This is a genomic window from Acidisoma cellulosilyticum, assembly GCF_020621385.1.
GTDB lineage: Bacteria > Pseudomonadota > Alphaproteobacteria > Acetobacterales > Acetobacteraceae > Acidisoma > Acidisoma cellulosilyticum.
This window is the reverse complement of sequence record NZ_JAESVA010000001.1, coordinates 905,104-922,216: the sequence shown is the minus strand read 5'-3', so window position 1 is coordinate 922,216 and position 17,113 is coordinate 905,104. Positions and strand designations below refer to the sequence as shown.

Sequence of the window (17,113 nt, the reverse complement as noted above, 5' to 3'; positions counted from 1 at the left end):
CCGTTTAAAACTCACCCCCGCGGGGTGGAGCAGCCCGGTAGCTCGTCAGGCTCATAACCTGAAGGTCACAGGTTCAAATCCTGTCCCCGCAACCATAACTATAAAAATCCAGATCAGACCTCGGAAACCGACGCCAACAAGCGCCGGCTATTCGTATGTGCTCGTGGTGATCTGTGCTCCAGCTTCTCATCGGAATGATCAGAACAATTAGCTGCTAAAACCTGTGCGCTGAGCATCTGCTCCCGTACAGTGTATACGCCCGCACATTTGTGTGTTACGCCGCCAAAATACCAAGTGATATATCATTGGATGGCGTCGGTATGAGCAGTATGAACCCCAATTCTCCCATCACGGTCGGACGTCGCACCGTTCTTCAGGGCATGACCGCTCTTGCAGGACTGGGTCTGATTGCCGGCACTGTGCCTGCTGCCTTCGCGGATCAGCCGGACGCGAGCGCGGATTTCACCGCCGTCTCAAAAGCCCTGACGGCCAGGTCCGATCTCGCCTCCCCTTTGCAGAAGGCGCTCTATCTTGCTTTCAAGGCTCAGGACGGCAGCTTTGACGCGAAGCTTGCACGGCTGGCGACGCTGATGGGAACGGGTGACGTCGACAATCTCAAGACCTTGCTCACGGGCCCGAATGCCGATCTGGCAGCGATGCCGGGCGAGATCCTGACCGGCTGGTATCTCGGCATCGTCGGCAAAGGCAAGCACAGCGTCTGCGTCGCCTATGCCAGCGACCTCTCGAACAAGCTCGTCGCCGATGTCCTGCATCCGCAGAGCTATGCCTATGGCGCTTACGGCTCCTGGGCCCGCAAACCGGTCTGAGCTTCGGCTCTTTCAAGACAATATCGGATACAACCTGAATGCCCCAAACATTGTCCGCCGATATCGTCGTCGTAGGATCGGGCGTCTGCGGAGCGCTGGCCGCACGCAAGCTCGCCCTCGCCGGCGCTTCGGTTCTGATGCTTGAAGCCGGGCCGCGCATCACCCGCGACCGGATCGTGCACAACTTCCGCACCTCGCCGTTCAAAAGCGATCTCAGCAAGCCTTATCCCAACTCCGTTTTCGCGCCGTTTCCGGATTATGCGCCTGAGAATAACGGCTATCTCGAACAGGCCGGCCCTTATCCTTATCTGCCGCAATATCTACGTGTCGTGGGTGGGACGAGCTGGCATTGGGCGGCGCAGGCTTGGCGCTTTGTGCCGAATGACTTCCGTATCAAATCCAAATACGGCGTCGGTCGCGATTGGCCGATTAGCTATGACGATCTCGAACCCTATTACAATGAAGCGGAAATCCTCTGGGGTGTTTCCGGCCCGCCGGAAATGGCGAAATACTCGCCGCGCAGCCAGCCTTTCCCGATGGCGCCGGTCGCAAAATCCTGGCTTGAGCAGCGCGTCACGGACCGCTTAGCACCGCAATTCGAGGTGTTGACGAATACCTGCGGTCGCAACTCCCGCTCCTATGACGGCAGGCCCGCCTGCTGCGGCAACAACAATTGCATGCCGATCTGCCCGATCGACGCGCAATATACCGGCGGCATTTCCGCACAGAGCGCGGAACAGGCGGGCGTGAAACTCATTCCGCAAGCCGTGGTCTATAGACTTGAGCATGATGCCAAAGGTCGCATCACCGCGCTGAACTATTATGACTGGAACAAGACCTCCTACCGCGTCATAGCCAAGACTTTCGTGCTCGCCGCCAATGCGATCGAAACGCCGAAGATCCTGCTGATGTCGGCTTCCGACAAGTTCGCCGATGGTCTTGCCAATTCCTCAGGTACGGTCGGCCGCAATCTGATGGATCACCCGTCGAACTCGCTCGCCTTCGATGTCGATGAGCCGATCTGGCCCGGCCGCGGGCCGCAAAGCCCGTCCTCCATCCAGCAGCTGCGCGACGGCGCTTTCCGCTCGGAGCATGCGCCTTTCCGCATCGACTTCTCCAATAGCTCCCAGGTCGCGAGCGTGACCGCAGAGGCGATTGCCGAAGGGTTGACCGGCAAGGCGCTTGATAGCGCTATCAGAGATCGCGCCGCGCGCCGGCTCAGTATCAAGAATGTATTGGAGCAGCTGCCTGATCCGAATAACCGCGTCATGCTGGGTGAAGGGCGCGACGCGCTCGGCCTGCCCAAGCCGAAATTCTCCTATTCCTTCGACGATTACGTGCATCGCGGCATGGGGGCTTCGACCGCCGCCTATGAACAGATCGCGCAGATGCTGGGTGGCACCAATCTCAAGCACAGCAAGCCGGGTCAATATTCCAATAACCAGCATATCTGCGGCACGCTTTCGATGGGGAATGACCCCACAACCAGCGTCACGGATAGCGTCGGTCGCGCTCATGATCATGAGAATCTCTTCATGATGTCGACGGGCGTCATGCCGACGCTCGCCACCTGCAATTCCACGCTGACCGCCTCTGCCCTGTCGCTACGAACGGCCGACGCCATTCTGGGCAAGCTGTGAGGGCTGGCGCGATGAAACTTTCCTTTCTTCTTTCAGCCCTCCTCACCGCAGGTCTTGGCTTTGCCACCACGGCGTTTGCCCAGGACGATAGTCTGGTCGCGCAGGGCAAATATCTGGCGACGGCCGGCGATTGCGCCGCCTGTCACACCAGCGACGGCGGCAAGCCCTTTGCCGGCGGCCTCGCGATTGCCACGCCCATCGGCAATATCGTTGCCAGCAACATCACGCCGTCCAAGACCGACGGTATCGGTGATTATTCGGAAGCCGAATTCGCCCGCGCGGTGCGCGAAGGCGTGCGCCGCGACGGGGCGAACCTTTATCCGGCGATGCCCTATACGGCCTATGCCAAGATCTCGGACGCCGATATCCACGCGCTTTACACCTATCTCATGCAGGGTGTGCAGCCGGTCGATGTCGCGGCACCGGAGACGAAACTGCCTTTCCCCTTCTCGATTCGCGCCTCGATGTGGGGTTGGAACCTGCTGTTTCTGGACGACACGCGCTTCACGCCTGACCCCGCGCGTGATGCGGCATGGAATCGCGGCGCCTATCTGGCGGAGGGGCTGGAGCATTGCTCGACCTGCCATACCCCCCGTAATTTCCTGATGGCCGAGAAATCGGGGGACGCGCTATCCGGCGCCTCCCTCGGCACCTGGTACGCGCCCAACATCACGTCCGACCCTGTCCATGGCATCGGCGGCTGGAGCGTGGATGACATTGCAACCTATCTCTCGACCGGGCGCTCGGATCATGGATCGGAGGCCGGCGGCCCGATGCTGGAAGCGATCAATAAAAGCCTCAGCCATCTGAGCCCTGGCGATATCCACGCGCTCGCGACCTATATCCACAGCATTGCGGCCAAGGCCGGCCAGGTCGCGCCGGGCGACACGGCGCAGGCCGCGCCACTCGACGATGACGTCGCGCTGATGAACGGCACCGCCTCGGCCGGCGCCAATCTTTATGCCGATCACTGCTCGACCTGCCATCAGGCTGGCGGCGAGGGCGGCAACGGCCTGCCCGCGCTGCTCGGCAACGCCGCTCTGCGGCGCCCGGTCGCGGATAATGTCGCGATGGCGATCCTGGAAGGGCTGACGCCGCGCGACGGACTGGCCAATAGCCAGGCGATGCCGGGTTTCGGCCAGGTGATGGATGATAGCCAGGTCGCGACGCTGACGAATTACCTGTTCGCCAAGCTCGGCGATGCGGGCGTGCAGATCACGCCCGCACGGGTGGCCGCGTTGCGGGCCGGCGGTGCGCCGTCACCTTTGCTGGCTTTGGCGCGGGACGGGATGATCGCGGCCGCGGTGGTCGTCGTTCTGGTCATTCTCGCTTTGCTGATCTGGCTGCTACGGCGCCGCCGTGCTGCCTGATGCCGCCGCGCATTTGTGCGGCAGCCCGAAACGGGGCCTAGAGCGCTTCCTGTTCGCTAACGCTCACAGGCTCCGCTCTAGATTATTGTTTTTGCGAGCATCTTCACCCGGCCAGATGATTCCATCTGACCGGGATCTGCTCTAGTCTCCCCGTCAGCTTGTGAGACGGAGAGACTGGGATGGTGGATCAGGTGATGTCGGCGCGCGACCGGCTGGAGGCGACCTTCGCCCTTATCGCGGCGCCCGATGCCGATCCCGCTATCTTCACGCGCCTTTACCCCGAAGCCGCGCGGGCGGCCGCTGACGCTGCCGATCGTCGCGCCGCTGCCGGCGCAAGCCTCGGGCCCTTGGACGGTGCGCTCGTCAGCATCAAGGATCTGTTCGATGTCGCGGGGGAGCCGACGACCGCAGGGTCGTCCATGCTGCGCGACGCAGCCCCGCCAGCGCAGGACGCCGTGATCGTGCAAAGGCTGCGCGATGCCGGCGCCGTCATCTTCGGCAAGACCAATATGACCGAATTCGCCTATTCGGGCCTCGGCCTCAATCCGCATTGGGGCACGCCGGGCAATGCGGCTGACCCCAGCCGCGTGCCCGGTGGGTCATCCTCCGGCGCCGGTGTGGCGGCCGCCCTCGGCCTGGGCGATATCGCCATCGGCACGGATACCGGCGGATCGGTCCGCATCCCGGCAGCCTTGAACGGGGTTGTGGGCTTCAAGCCGACCGCCGCGCGCGTGCCGCGAGATGGCGCCTTTCCCTTGTCCTACACGCTCGATTCGATCGGTCCCCTGGCGCGCAGCGTGCGCCTTTGCGCTGAGGCTGACGCGGTGATGGCGGGCGAGGCGCCGCATGCGCTGGCGGTTGTCCCGCTCTCGACACTGACCATCGCGGTCGTCGAGGAATTTCTGGAAGGGGTCGAGCCTGCCGTGCTCAGCGTCTTCGACGCGACCCTGCAGCAGCTGGCCAAGGCCGGTGCGACGATCATCTGGGCCGAGATCGGGCCGCTGATCGCGGAGATGCGGGCCGCGCTGGCCGAGGCGCCGATCGTGCCCGTGGAAGCCGCCGCAATCCACGCGGCTCACCTGGAAAGCCATCGCGCGGCATTCGATCCGCAGGTGCTCGCCCGCATTCTCGGCGGATTGCAGGTCACGGCACCGCGCTATGTCGCGACGCTGCGCCGTCGTCTGGCGCTGGTTGCGGCGCTTGACGGTCAGCTTGCCAATGGCCGCCTGCTCGCCATGCCGACAACCCCGGTCGTGGCGCCGAGCCTGGAGTCCGTTGCAGATTCGGCGCGCTTCCAGGCGACCAATGCGCTGATCCTGCGCAACCCCAGTTTCGGTAATTTCTTTGATCTTTGCGGCATCTCCCTGCCGATGCGGACGGAAGGCCTGCCGGTGGGGCTTATGTTGCTCGGGCAGAACGGCCGCGATGTGCCGCTGCTGTCCGCGGCGCTCGCCATCGAAACGGAACTGGGCTGACGGCGGCGGTTAACCGCGGGCAATTTAAGTTGACCTTGCCGATGGGGGGACGCCAGAAAGATAAAATGCGCCAGGAAAGCGTCCCTCTGACCTCCATCCGCGGCTTTGCCGCCTTATGGGTGGCTCTCTATCATTACCACATGAATATGGCCGATGTCGGTTACAGCCTTTTGTCGGGCGTTTCCCATTACGGTTATACGAGCGTCGACATCTTTTTCATTCTGAGCGGCTTCATCCTTGCGGCGGTCTATCGCGGTTTGGAATGGCATAACCTGGGGGCTTTTCTCACCCGCAGGGCCTTTCGCGTCTACCCGATGCATCTCGCGGTCATGGCCGGGATGGCGATGCTGGCCTTGGACCAATATCTGAAACTGGGCATGCATACCGAGTCGCTGCAGGCCCGATGGTTCCCGGTCTGCGCCTTATTGTTGCAGCCCTTCGTCTATCACCGGCTGATGTGGAACTCGGTCAGTTGGTCGATCTCGGTCGAGTTCGTCTGCTACCTGCTGTTCCCGCTTGCCATCATGATGCTGCGTCCGGCTCGGCTTTGGGTTCTTCTGCCAATCCTGCTCGTGCTGGTGGTGGTCGAGTATCACCTGCAGATGACAGACCTTTATGTCTGGGGTGACGGCGCCATCGGACGCGGTCTGGTCTGTTTCGGCCTTGGCATGGCGATAAGACTGGCGAGCGAACGCGTTCCGGTGCCGGGCCTGAGCCTTACGATCCTGGCGGAAATCGTCGGTCTCGGCGGTATCGTCGCCGCCTGTGCGACCGGCGCGGGGGGCTATATTCCGATTTGCGCGGCCCTGCTTATTCTGAGCCTTTCCTACGATAAGGGCATCGTCGCCTGGGTTCTGCGAGCCCGCGTCTGCCTTTGGCTGGGCAGAATCTCCTTCTCCTACTACCTCCTTCATGAGGAGGTCATCGGCGTGACCTGGACCCGCTTTCCGGCGACCCGTCTGCCCTTCGGCCGAGACGCCGATGCCTGGGTCTGGCTCATCGGCGTGCTGGTGCTGGGCTTGGCGAGTGCGACCGTCACCTGGCTGCTGATCGAGGAACCGTTCCGCAAGCTTGGCGGACGTATCGCACGGCGGATCGAGCGCAATCTGCAGCAAAGGGCCGCGCGTCTGCGCGCGCCGTCGATCGGTGCTGCACAGGCAAGTGCCTGATGGCTAGTCGGCGGCGTTCTTTTGCCGCAGCCGAAAGGATGCGGCCGGATAGACGCCGAGGACGCGAATTTCACGGGAGAAGAAGGCGAGTTCCTCCAGCGCCAGGCGCAGCGCCGGGTGTTCCGGGTGGCCTTCGACGTCGCATAGGAACTGCGTCGCGGTGAATTGGCCGCCGACCATATAGCTTTCCAGCTTGGTCATATTGATGCCGTTGGTGGCAAACCCGCCGAGCGCCTTGTACAGCGCCGCCGGCACGTTGCGGACGCGGAAGACGAAGCTGGTCATCAGCCCCGGCGCTTCGGGCGGCGGCAGCCGCGGCTCCCGCGCCGCGACATAGAAGCGCGTCGTGTTATGCGCGGCATCCTCGACATTCCGCAGCAGGATATCGAGGCCGTACAGCTCGGCCGCGAGGGCGGAGGCGACGGCGCCGTCCTCGACCCGGCCCCAATGTGCGACCAGTGCGGCGCTGCCGGCGGTGTCGGCTTCCACGACCGGCTGCATGCCGTGTTCGCGCAGCAACCGGCGCACCTGACCGAGGGCGACGGCATGGCTATGGACGCGCTTGATGGTATCGAGGCTGGAACCCTTCACGCCGAGCAGGCAATGCTCCACACGCTCGAAATGTTCACCCACGATGGCCAGCCCGCTATCGGGCAGCAGGGAATGGATATCCGGCACACGCCCGGCGAGCGTGTTCTCGCAAGGCAGCATGGCCAGCTGGGCTTGGCCCTCGCGCACGGCGTCGATCGCCGCCTCGAAGGTCTCGCAGGGGAGCGGTGTCAGCTCAGGATGCGCCTTGCGGCAGGCAAGGTCGGAATAGGCGCCGGAGACGCCTTGGAATGAGATCGCACCTTGGGTCATGCCAGAATCCTTCGAGCCCGTTCCAGATCCTCGGGCGTGTCGACGCCGAAGGGCGCGGCCGGCGCCCGGGCCACGCCGATGCGCATGCCGGCTTCCAGCAGGCGCAGCTGCTCCAGGCTTTCGCGCTTTTCAAGCGGTGAGACGGGGAGGCTGACGAACCGGTCGAGGGCCGCGCGCCGATAGGCATAGACGCCCAGATGATGCCACAGCGGGCCTGGCCCCCATGGCACGACAGAGCGCGAGAAGTAGAGCGCCGGAGCGGTCACCGCTCCCTCACGGAAGGCGCAGACCGCCTTCACGACGCTGGACAGGGCGGCTTCTTCCTCGCTCTCCACAGGCACGACCAGCGTGCCGACATCGATGGCGGGATCGGCGAGCGGAAGCAGAACCCGTTGCAGAAGGGCTGGCTGTAGCGTCGGGAAATCGCCCTGCAGATTGATGACGACATCATGACGGCCCTCGGGGTCCAAGACTTGCAGCGCCGCATGGGCGCGGTCGGACCCGCTGGGCAGTGAAGGGTTGGTCAGCACGGCGGTGCCGCCGGCGGCGCGCACGGCGGCCGCGATCTCGTCCTCGGCGCAGGCGATCGCGACCGGGCCGACGCCTGCCGCCTCCGCGATGTGCAGCATGCGCACGATCATCGGCACCCCGCCGATCATGGCGAGCGGCTTGCCGGGCAGGCGGCTGGAGCCCATGCGGGCCGGGATAAGGATGATTGGCGTCAAGGGGCGATCCATACAGAACAGTCCGATAGGATCATTGGCCCTATCGATCAGCCTCGCTGGTAGCCATTCCGCGCAGGAGCGACAAGAAGGCTTTCTCACGCATCACCAATCGCGGATTGGGCTGGAATGGTTTCTCTCCATACCGACAAATGGCGCTGCGTCGGATAAAAAGGGCGGTGGCGCTTGCCGATCCGTCTCAGCCGTGGTCTCTGACCCGGCACTATTCCTTCTCTTTCCAGACTTTAAGTGAAGCGGATTTTCTGATGGCTGCTCCGATGGATTACCTGCCGGTGGCGCTTGCCGCCGCCGATGCCGCGGCTGGCGCCGTCCGTCCTTATTTCCGCATGGGCCTGCAGGCCGACGACAAGGCCGACGATAGCCCGGTCACGCTGGCGGACCGCGCGGCGGAGCAGGCGATGCGCGCGGTGCTGGCCGAGCATTGCCCCGAGCATGGCATCATCGGCGAGGAATTCGGGGAAACCGCCGGCGGGCAAAGCGGCTTCACCTGGGTGCTGGACCCGATCGACGGTACGCGCGCCTTCATCACCGGCCGCACCACCTTCGGCACGCTGATCGCGTTGCTGCAGGACGGGGTGCCGGTCATCGGCATCATCGACCAGCCGATTACGGGCGAGCGTTGGGTCGGTGTTGCCGGGCGCCCGACCGAGTTTACAGGGCCGCTCGGTGGAAAAGCCGGCTGCCGTCCTTGCCCGACCCTTGGCCAGGCGGAGCTGTCCTGCACCAGCCCCGATATCTTCACCGACGAAACCCGGCCGCGTTTCGAAGGGCTGCGCCGCGCTGTCCGTCGCACCAGTTGGGGCGGGGATTGCTACGGTTTCGGCTTGCTGGCGCTCGGTCAGATCGATCTCATCGTCGAAGACGACCTCAAACCCTGGGATTGGGCGGCCCTGGTTCCTGTCGTGACCGGCGCCGGCGGCAGCGTCACCGATTGGACGGGCGCACCGCTGCGCCTGGGTTGTTCCGGTCGTGTGGTCGCCCTCGGCGACCCGTCCCTGCTTCCCGCCGTTATGCAGCATCTGAGCTGACGAAACCGTCAGCGTCCGGCCATCTCCTGGGGCTTTCGGTGGCGACCGAAAGCCCCCATTGTTTCAGTGGCGTGTTATCGGCAAAGATCGTTCGGGGAGTGTGGATGCAGCGACGGACCTTTCTGGCGGCCAGCGCTGGATTTCTGACCGCCCCCTGGGCTCTCCGCGCGCAGACCGTGCCGCCGGGCGGCTATGGCGTGAGTGTCACCGGCCTGCCGGCTCTGCCCGCCGGTTTCAAGAATTTCCCCTACGTCAATCCGAATGCGCCCAAGGGCGGTTCTGTGACCTTCAGCCAGATCGGCGGGTTTGACAGCTTCAATCCCTTCATCATTCGCGGCAATCCAGCGGCCGGCGCCAATTACCTGTGGGATACGCTGCTGCGCCAGTCGAGCGACGAGGCTGCCTCCGCTTACGGGCTGCTGGCCGAGACGGTCGCGGTGGCGGCGGATCATAGCAGCGTGACCTTCACGCTGCGGCCTGAGGCCAAGTTCGCGGACGGCACGCCGGTGACGGCGAGCGACGTGGTCTGGAGTTTCGAGACCGTCTGCGCCAAGGGTCAGCCCTTCTATCAGCAATATTACGAAGCCGTATCTTCGGCTCAGGCGCCGGACGCGCGGACGGTGGTGTTCAACCTGCATCCCGGTGCGGCGAAGGAATTGCCGCTCATCCTGGGTGGGCTGACTGTCTTTCCGCAGGCCTGGTGGAAGGGGCGGGATTTCACGGCGCCACTGACCGATGCCCCGCTCGGGTCCGGTCCCTATAAGGTGGAAAGCCTGGCGCTCAACCGCTCCGTCACCTATCGCAGGCGTGCGGATTACTGGGCGGCCAATCTGCCGGTCTGCCTTGGCTTCTATAATTTCGATCGCATCACCTACGACTATTTCGGTGACCCCTCGGTCGCGATGGAAGCCTTCAAGGCCGGCGATATCGACTTCCGGAACGAGAATATCGCCAAGAACTGGGCCACCGGCTACGACTTCCCGGCGGTGCAGAAGGGCCTGGTGAAGAAGCAGGTCTTCCCGGACCGGTTGCCGGCCGGCATGCAGGGTTTCGGCATGAATACCAGGCGCGCGGTCTTCAGCGATCCGCGCGTTCGCCAGGCGATCGCGTCCGCCTATGATTTCGAATGGGCCAACAAGGTTCTGTTCTATGACGGCTACCAGCGGACGCTGAGCTATTTCAGCAATAGCGATCTGGCCTCCTCCGGCCTGCCGAGCGGCGCCGAACTGGCGCTGCTGGAGCCCTTCCGGGCGCAGCTGCCGTCAGAGCTTTTCACCAAGCCCTTCGCCCTGCCGGTCAATGACGGGTCGGGCAATAACCGTCCGGCGCTGATCGCCGCACTGCATCTTCTGGAACAGGCGGGCTGGACGGTGCAGGACCGCATGCTGAAGAACAAGGCCGGGGAGACCATGGCCTTCGAAATCCTGCTCAGCGACCCGTCCTTCGAGCGGGTGACCTTGCCCTATGTGCAGGACCTCAAGCGGCTCGGCATCGATGTCTCCGTCCGGGTGATCGATCCGTCGCAATACCAGTCGCGGATGAACAATTTCGATTATGATATGACGGTCGTGCTGTTCCCGGAATCCGACGTTCCGGGCAGCGAGCAGCGCGATTACTGGGGCTCGGCGGCGGCCAAGCTGACCGGGAGCAATAATCAGATGGGTGTCTCAAGTCCCGTGGTCGATGCCTTGGTCGACAAGGTGATCGCGGCGACCGACCGGGATACCCTTTATGCGGCGGTCCATGCGCTGGATCGTGTGCTGCTCTGGGGTTGGTATGTCGTGCCGCAATGGCATCTGGGCGCCTATCGCCTGGCTTTCTGGGATGTTTTCGGCTTCCCCAACCAGCCGCTGCGGGCCGGTTTCGACATCGACAGCTGGTGGATCGATCAAGCGAAAGCGACCGCCACCGACACGCAGCGCCATCATTCGAATGCCAGCTGAGATCCGTCCCGGCACTGCCGTGACCGGGCGGGGCGGCTGATCCATGCTCGCCTATATCCTGCGCCGCCTGTTGCTGATTATCCCGACGCTGTTCGGCATCATCGCGATCAATTTCGTGGTGGTGCAATTCGCGCCCGGCGGTCCGGTGGAGCAGGAAATCGCGACGCTGAAGGGGCGGGCCGGCATGGTGGCGGGCGCCACCGAAACAGCGGCGCCGACAGGCAGCCTCTATCGCGGCGATCAGGGCATCGACCCGCATATCCTGGCCCAGATGCGGCATACCTTCGGCTTCGACAAACCGCCGCTGACGCGATTCTGGCTGATGCTCAAAGGCTATCTGACGTTGAACCTCGGCCAGAGCTTCTTCCTCGGCCAATCCGTCTGGAGCCTGATTCTGCAGCGGATTCCGGTCAGCATTTCGCTCGGCCTGTGGTCGACGCTGCTGATCTACCTGATCTCCATTCCCCTCGGCATTGCCAAGGCAACGCGGGACGGCACGCGCTTCGATCTGGTGACGACGCTGATCGTGCTGGTCGGTTACGCCATTCCCGGCTTTCTGTTCGCGATCATGCTGATCGTCGTCTTCGCCGGCGGCACCGCCTTCCAGTGGTTTCCGCTGCGCGGGCTGACGACCGTGGGGTCGCAATCCTGGAACTGGCCGGCGCGGGTCGGCGACTATGCCTGGCATATGGTATTGCCGACCGTCGCCATGGTCGTGGGCGGCTTCGCCAGCCTGACCATGCTGACCAAGAACTGCTTTCTGGAAGAAATCGGCAAGCATTACGTGCTGACGGCGCGCGCCAAGGGGGCGAGCAATGCACGGGTGCTCTATGGCCATATCTTCCGCAATGCGATGCTTTTGATCGTGGCAGGTTTTCCGGCCGCCTTCATAAGCATCCTGTTCACCTCGGCTTTGCTGATCGAGATCATCTTCTCGCTCAATGGCATGGGGCAATTGGGCTATCAGGCCGCGCTGCAGCGCGATTACCCGGTGATGTTCGGCACGCTTTACGTGTTCTCGCTGCTGGGCCTGCTGATGCAGATCGTGGGTGATGTTCTCTATACCGTCGTCGATCCCCGGATCGACTTTTCAGCGCGGCACTGAGGCGCGATGAAACGGCCGCTCATCTCCCCCCTCAATCGCCGCCGGCTGGCGGCGTTCCGCGCGCATCGGCGGGGCTTTTACGCCTTCTGGGTTTTTCTGGTCCTGTTCGGCCTCAGCCTTTGCGCGGGCGTCGTCGCCAATGATCGGCCGCTGCTCATCCGCTTTGACGGGCATTTCCTGTTCCCGATCCTGCATGACTATAGTGAGGACCGTTTCGGGGCGGATTTCATGCCGACCGAGGCGGATTATTCCGATCCGGACGTCGCGGCCGCCATCCGCGCGCATGGCTGGATGATCTGGCCGCCGATTCCCTTCAGCTACAATACGACCGTCAATGATCTTGGCGGTCCGGCGCCGTCGCCACCCTCGTGGCGGAACTGGCTGGGGACGGACGATCAGGCGCGGGATGTCATGGCGCGCGTCATCTATGGGTTTCGAATTTCCGTGCTCTTCGGCTTTACCTTGACCGCTCTGGCATCCACGATCGGCATCCTGGCCGGTGCGGTTCAGGGCTATTACGGCGGGCTGACGGATCTGCTGTTTCAGCGCTTCATCGAAATCTGGTCCGGACTGCCGGATCTGTTCATGCTGATCATCCTGTCTTCCATCATCGCGCCGTCCTTCTGGGTGCTGCTGCTGTTTCTGCTCTTGTTCAACTGGATCAATCTGACGGGCGTCGTCAGGGCCGAGTTCCTGCGCGGCCGCACGCTGGACTATGTCAGGGCAGCGAAGGCGCTGGGCGTATCCGATTTCGCGGTCATGCGCCGGCATATTCTGCCTAATGCCATGGTCGCGACGCTGACCTTTCTGCCCTTCACGCTGTCGGGCTCCGTGACGATCCTCGCGAGCCTGGATTTCCTCGGCTTCGGCCTGCCGCCGGGTTCGCCCTCGCTCGGTGAACTCGTCTCCCAAGGACGCGACAATCTGCAGGCACCCTGGCTTGGCATCACCGCCTTTGTCGTGCTTGGTGGACTGCTCATCCTGCTGATCTTCATCGGCGAAGCGGTGCGGGACGCCTTCAACCCACGGAAGACGGGTTTTCGATGAGCCTTGTTGTCGTAGAGGGCCTGTCCGTCTCCTTCGGGGACCGCGCGGTGGTGCAGGACGTCTCCTTCACCGTCGCGGCGGGGGAGACGCTGGCGCTGGTCGGCGAAAGCGGCTCCGGCAAGTCGCTGACCGCGCTCTCCATGCTGCGGCTTTTGCCGCCGGGTTCGACGGTCGCTTCCGGCCGGATCGAGATCGAGGGCGCAGAAATTACCGGCATGAAGGAAGCCGACCTCCGCCGCATCCGTGGTGGGCGCGTCGGCATGATCTTTCAGGAGCCGATGACCAGCCTCAATCCGCTGCATCGCGTGGGCCGCCAGGTGGCGGAGGCTGTGCGCCTGCATACCAAATCGCGGCTGAGCCGGGACGCCTTGCGCGACCGTGCGGTCATACTGCTGGGACAAGCCGGTTTTTCGGATGCCGAGCATCGGCTGGACGCTTTTCCGCATCAGCTTTCGGGCGGCCAGCGTCAGCGCGTGATGATCGCCATGGCTTTGGCGAATGACCCGGCGCTGCTGATCGCCGATGAGCCGACGACGGCGCTGGACGTGACCATTGAAGCGCAGATCCTGGCGCTGCTCGACGCGCAGAAGGCAGCGCGGGGATTGGGCCTGCTGCTGATCACCCATGATCTGGGCGTCGTGAAGCAGCATGCCGACCGGGTCGCCGTCATGAAGGCCGGGCGCATTGTCGAGACCGGGACGGTCGCCGAGATCTTCGCGCGTCCCAGCCACCCCTATACGCGCATGCTGCTGGGGTCGGAGCCGAAGGGCGGGCCCTCGCCGGTGGCGGCCAGCGCCAAGCCCGTGATCAGCGCCGAAAATCTCAGTGTCCGCTTCGCCATCCGCCGGGGTGTCATGCGCCGTTCGGTCGATCATGTCGCGGCGGTCGACGATGTCTCGCTCACCGTGCGGGAAGGGGAGACGGTCGGTCTGGTCGGGGAAAGCGGTTCCGGCAAGACGACGACGGGTTTCGCCATGCTGGGACTGGAGCAGGCCAAGGGCAGAATCCTGTTCGAGGGGCAGAACATCGCGGAATTGCCCGAGCGTCGCCTGCGCGCGCTGCGCGGCGATATGCAGATCGTCTTTCAGGACCCCTATGGCAGCCTCTCTCCCCGCTTGACGGTGGAGCAGATCGTCGCCGAAGGGCTGAAGGTGCATTTCCCGAAGCTCAGCCGTGCGGAGCGGCATGACCGTGTGACGGCTGTGTTGAACGAGGTCGGGCTGCCGCAGAATGCGCTGGAACGCTATCCGCACGAATTCTCCGGCGGGCAGCGTCAGCGTATCTCGATCGCCCGCGCGATGGTGCTGGAGCCGCGTTTCGTCGTGCTGGACGAGCCGACCAGCGCGCTGGATCGGTCAGTGCAGACGCAGATCGTCGATCTGCTGCGCCGGCTGCAGGCCAATCACGGCCTCGCCTATCTTTTTATCAGCCATGACCTGCGCATCGTCCGCGCGCTTGCGCATCGCATCATCGTGCTGCGGCGGGGCAAGGTTGTGGAGGAAGGGCCGGCCGAGCGGATCTTCGCCGACCCGCAGCAGGATTACACCCGCGCGCTGATCGCGGCGGCCTTCGAGGGGCGGGCGATCGAGACCAGTTTCGACGAGCCGGAAGCGCCAACGCTGGTGGATTAGCCTATCTATATTGTCGTGCGCGGACTTGTTCCGCGCATCTACCCGTCGGGGCGCCGCGACCGGTAGACCCGCGCAACAAGTGCGCGGGCGACTGTAAAGGTTAGAAATCAGATCGCGATACGCACGCCGAGTTCGACCACGCGGTCGCTGGGGATGCGGAAGAATTCCGTCGCCGGCACCGCATTGCGCGACAGCACCAGGAACAGCCAAAGACGCCAGAAGGATAGTTTCGGCACCAGCGCCGGCACGATGACCTCCCGCCCCAGGAAATAGCTCGTCTGCATCGGGTCGAAGGGCACGCCCAGCACGCGCAGCTCTTCCAGGGCACGGGGAATATTGGGGCTTTCCTTGAACCCGTATTTGACCGTCACGCGGTTGACCTGCGGGGCCAGTTCCTCGACCTCAAGCCGCTCATGCAAAGCTACTTCCGGCACGTCCGCCGTCTGCACTGTGACGAGGAACACCCGCTCGTGCAGCACCTTGTTGTGCTTGAGGTTATGCAGCAGGGCATTGGGCACATAGGCGCCGTTGCCGGTCAGGAAGACGGCAGTGCCGGGCACACGGATGATGCGGGAGGAGGGCAGGCGCGCGAGGAAGGAATTGAGCGGCAGGCTGTCCTGCTTCCAGCGCTGGAACATCAGCTCGCGCCCGCGCTTCCAGCTCGTCATGGTCGCCATCAGCACCAGGCCAACCGCGATCGGCACCCAGCCACCGTCCGGCACCTTCATCAGGTTGGACGTGAAAAAGGTCGCGTCGAGCACGAAGAACAGGCCGAACACGCAGAAGACCGCGGAGCGGGACCATTTAAACTGCCGGCGATAGACGAGAGAGGCAAGGATCGTGGTGCAGGTGAAGGTACCGGTGACGGCGACACCATAGGCCGAGGCGAGAGAGGCGCTGGTCTTGAAGGACAGGACGAGGATCAGCACGCCCACCAGCAGCATGGTATTCACCTGGGGGACATAGATCTGTCCCTCCTCGGTCTCGCTGGTATGGCGCACGATCATGCGCGGAATGAAGCCGAGCTGCACGCATTGCCGCGCGACCGAATAGGCGCCGGAAATCATCGCCTGGCTGGCGATGACGGTGGCGGCCGTCGCCAGAATGACCATCGGCACCCGCAAAACATGCGGGCAGAGCAGGAAGAAGGGGTTATCGAGCGTGCTCGGATCGCGCAGGACCAGCGCGCCCTGGCCGAAATAATTCAACGCCAGGCAAGGCAGCACGAAAAAGGTCCAGGCCCGCTGGATCGGCTTGCGGCCGAAATGGCCCATATCGGCGTAAAGCGCTTCCGCGCCGGTGACGGCCAGCACGACCGAGCCGAGCGTCACGAAGGTCATGAACCCGTGGTTCATGGCAAAAAACACCACATAGGTCGGCGAGATGGCGCGCAGAACCCACGGGTTATGGATGATCTCGACCAGGCCGAGGATGCCGATCGACAGAAACCACAGTGCCATGACAGGGCCGAAAACCCGCCCGATCGTCGCCGTGCCGCGATATTGGAAGGAAAACAGCAGCCCGATGACCAGCACGGCCAGCGGCAGCACCGCGGGCGCGAAAAGCGGCGAGGTCACTTCCAGGCCCTCGATCGCCGAGAGGACCGAGATCGCGGGCGTGATCATGCCGTCCCCGAAGAACAGGCAGGCGCCGATGATGGCAATCAGCACGACGCTGGAGGCGACCTTGGGACGGCGGCAGACGCGCTGCGCCAGCACCATCATGGTCAGGATGCCGCCTTCGCCGTTATTGTCTGCGCGCATCACGAAGGTCACGTATTTGATCGTGACGGTGATGATCAAAGCCCAGAAGATCATCGAAAGCGTGCCGAGGACGGTCGTATCCGTCATGCCGGCGCGGCCGAAAAACGTGAGGCAGGTCGAAAGCGCATAAAGGGGGCTGGTGCCGATATCGCCGTATACGATGCCAAGGACACCCAGCAGCAAGGCGGGTGTCACGGCATTGCGCATAGGGTGAGAGGCGTCCGCGGCGGTGGTGGTCGAGCTGTTCATCGGATCCGTGTTTCTGTCGGCGGGCGCCAGTCGTCAGCGGAAATGCGGGTGGGGCGTGCAGTCAGGCGAAGCGAAATGCGAGCAAAGCCTCGGGGCATGACATCCAGACCGACAGGGTTGGACCGGCTCGCTTGGACCGGTTGTGAAGACCGGGTTTCGGCTTAGGAGACCCCGTTAAAATCCCGTCTCTGCTGAGCTTCTGGACGGAGCCTTACGCTGGGATGACAGCGGAGCGCAAGCATGGCGGTGTTGCGGTTGCGAA

General features: G+C 63.6%; 13 protein-coding genes and 1 tRNA gene. 11 read left to right on the top strand and 3 right to left on the bottom strand.

The annotated features are described in order from the left end of the window. Positions 1-18 precede the first annotated feature (18 nt). From ACELLULO517_RS04315 to ACELLULO517_RS04290, 6 genes are all read left to right on the top strand, one after another. A tRNA-Met gene (locus ACELLULO517_RS04315) sits at positions 19-95 on the top strand. Positions 96-320: 225 nt separating this feature from the next. After that, positions 321-827: a sorbitol dehydrogenase family protein gene (locus tag ACELLULO517_RS04310; RefSeq protein WP_227306028.1), complete on the top strand. Its 507-nt coding sequence runs from the start codon at positions 321-323 to the stop codon at positions 825-827. Between the two features lie 38 nt (positions 828-865). Further along, a complete protein-coding gene (locus tag ACELLULO517_RS04305; protein ID WP_227306027.1) occupies positions 866-2,467 on the top strand; it encodes a GMC family oxidoreductase in 1,602 nt (533 codons plus the stop codon). 11 nt (positions 2,468-2,478) lie between these two features. Then, complete coding sequence (locus tag ACELLULO517_RS04300; RefSeq protein ID WP_227306026.1) at positions 2,479-3,837, top strand: c-type cytochrome; 1,359 nt, start codon at positions 2,479-2,481, stop codon at positions 3,835-3,837. Positions 3,838-4,016: 179 nt separating this feature from the next. Next, the gene (locus ACELLULO517_RS04295; protein ID WP_227306025.1) at positions 4,017-5,312 is read left to right on the top strand and encodes an amidase; all 1,296 of its coding nucleotides are present in this window, start codon (positions 4,017-4,019) and stop codon (positions 5,310-5,312) included. Between the two features lie 65 nt (positions 5,313-5,377). Continuing rightward, complete coding sequence (locus ACELLULO517_RS04290; RefSeq protein WP_227306024.1) at positions 5,378-6,481, top strand: acyltransferase family protein; 1,104 nt, start codon at positions 5,378-5,380, stop codon at positions 6,479-6,481. A 3-nt stretch (positions 6,482-6,484) separates the two neighbouring features. Here ACELLULO517_RS04290 and ACELLULO517_RS04285 read toward each other — a convergent pair whose 3' ends face one another. Further along, positions 6,485-7,342 (bottom strand): prephenate dehydratase, encoded by an 858-nt coding sequence (locus ACELLULO517_RS04285; RefSeq protein ID WP_227306023.1) that lies wholly within the window; start codon positions 7,340-7,342, stop codon positions 6,485-6,487. Then, positions 7,339-8,079, bottom strand: a complete 741-nt coding sequence (locus tag ACELLULO517_RS04280) for a 3-deoxy-manno-octulosonate cytidylyltransferase (protein ID WP_227306022.1) — start codon at positions 8,077-8,079, stop codon at positions 7,339-7,341. The genes ACELLULO517_RS04285 and ACELLULO517_RS04280 overlap by 4 nt, the downstream gene beginning before the upstream one ends. Before the next feature lie 251 nt (positions 8,080-8,330). Here ACELLULO517_RS04280 and ACELLULO517_RS04275 point away from each other — a divergent pair, with 251 nt between their 5' ends. From ACELLULO517_RS04275 to ACELLULO517_RS04255, 5 genes are all read left to right on the top strand, one after another. After that, on the top strand, positions 8,331-9,113 hold the full coding sequence (locus ACELLULO517_RS04275) for an inositol monophosphatase family protein (protein WP_227306021.1): 783 nt from the start codon (positions 8,331-8,333) through the stop codon (positions 9,111-9,113). Positions 9,114-9,217: 104 nt separating this feature from the next. Beyond that, positions 9,218-11,056: an extracellular solute-binding protein gene (locus tag ACELLULO517_RS04270; protein ID WP_227306020.1), complete on the top strand. Its 1,839-nt coding sequence runs from the start codon at positions 9,218-9,220 to the stop codon at positions 11,054-11,056. A gap of 43 nt (positions 11,057-11,099) precedes the next feature. Next, the gene (locus ACELLULO517_RS04265) at positions 11,100-12,161 is read left to right on the top strand and encodes a microcin C ABC transporter permease YejB (RefSeq protein WP_227306019.1); all 1,062 of its coding nucleotides are present in this window, start codon (positions 11,100-11,102) and stop codon (positions 12,159-12,161) included. Between the two features lie 6 nt (positions 12,162-12,167). After that, the gene (locus ACELLULO517_RS04260; RefSeq protein WP_227306018.1) at positions 12,168-13,208 is read left to right on the top strand and encodes an ABC transporter permease; all 1,041 of its coding nucleotides are present in this window, start codon (positions 12,168-12,170) and stop codon (positions 13,206-13,208) included. Then, positions 13,205-14,839: an ABC transporter ATP-binding protein gene (locus tag ACELLULO517_RS04255; protein ID WP_227306017.1), complete on the top strand. Its 1,635-nt coding sequence runs from the start codon at positions 13,205-13,207 to the stop codon at positions 14,837-14,839. The genes ACELLULO517_RS04260 and ACELLULO517_RS04255 overlap by 4 nt, the downstream gene beginning before the upstream one ends. Positions 14,840-14,946: 107 nt before the next feature. Here the strand turns inward: ACELLULO517_RS04255 and ACELLULO517_RS04250 are convergent, their stop codons facing one another. Then, positions 14,947-16,851: a potassium transporter Kup gene (locus ACELLULO517_RS04250; RefSeq protein WP_406566230.1), complete on the bottom strand. Its 1,905-nt coding sequence runs from the start codon at positions 16,849-16,851 to the stop codon at positions 14,947-14,949. Between the last annotated feature and the right edge of the window lie 262 nt (positions 16,852-17,113).

Excerpts from the sequence above, each read along its gene's own strand:
- ACELLULO517_RS04295 (WP_227306025.1), top strand. The coding sequence starts at position 4,017 with ATGGTGGATCAGGTGATGTCGGCGCGCGACCGGCTGGAGGCGACCTTC.
- ACELLULO517_RS04305 (WP_227306027.1), top strand. The coding sequence starts at position 866 with ATGCCCCAAACATTGTCCGCCGATATCGTCGTCGTAGGATCGGGCGTC.
- ACELLULO517_RS04265 (WP_227306019.1), top strand. The coding sequence starts at position 11,100 with ATGCTCGCCTATATCCTGCGCCGCCTGTTGCTGATTATCCCGACGCTG.
- ACELLULO517_RS04275 (WP_227306021.1), top strand. The coding sequence starts at position 8,331 with ATGGCTGCTCCGATGGATTACCTGCCGGTGGCGCTTGCCGCCGCCGAT.
- ACELLULO517_RS04280 (WP_227306022.1), bottom strand. The coding sequence starts at position 8,079 with ATGGATCGCCCCTTGACGCCAATCATCCTTATCCCGGCCCGCATGGGC.
- ACELLULO517_RS04290 (WP_227306024.1), top strand. The coding sequence starts at position 5,378 with ATGCGCCAGGAAAGCGTCCCTCTGACCTCCATCCGCGGCTTTGCCGCC.
- ACELLULO517_RS04255 (WP_227306017.1), top strand. The coding sequence starts at position 13,205 with ATGAGCCTTGTTGTCGTAGAGGGCCTGTCCGTCTCCTTCGGGGACCGC.
- ACELLULO517_RS04260 (WP_227306018.1), top strand. The coding sequence starts at position 12,168 with ATGAAACGGCCGCTCATCTCCCCCCTCAATCGCCGCCGGCTGGCGGCG.
- ACELLULO517_RS04285 (WP_227306023.1), bottom strand. The coding sequence starts at position 7,342 with ATGACCCAAGGTGCGATCTCATTCCAAGGCGTCTCCGGCGCCTATTCC.
- ACELLULO517_RS04270 (WP_227306020.1), top strand. The coding sequence starts at position 9,218 with ATGCAGCGACGGACCTTTCTGGCGGCCAGCGCTGGATTTCTGACCGCC.
- ACELLULO517_RS04310 (WP_227306028.1), top strand. The coding sequence starts at position 321 with ATGAGCAGTATGAACCCCAATTCTCCCATCACGGTCGGACGTCGCACC.
- ACELLULO517_RS04250 (WP_406566230.1), bottom strand. The coding sequence starts at position 16,851 with ATGAACAGCTCGACCACCACCGCCGCGGACGCCTCTCACCCTATGCGC.
- ACELLULO517_RS04300 (WP_227306026.1), top strand. The coding sequence starts at position 2,479 with ATGAAACTTTCCTTTCTTCTTTCAGCCCTCCTCACCGCAGGTCTTGGC.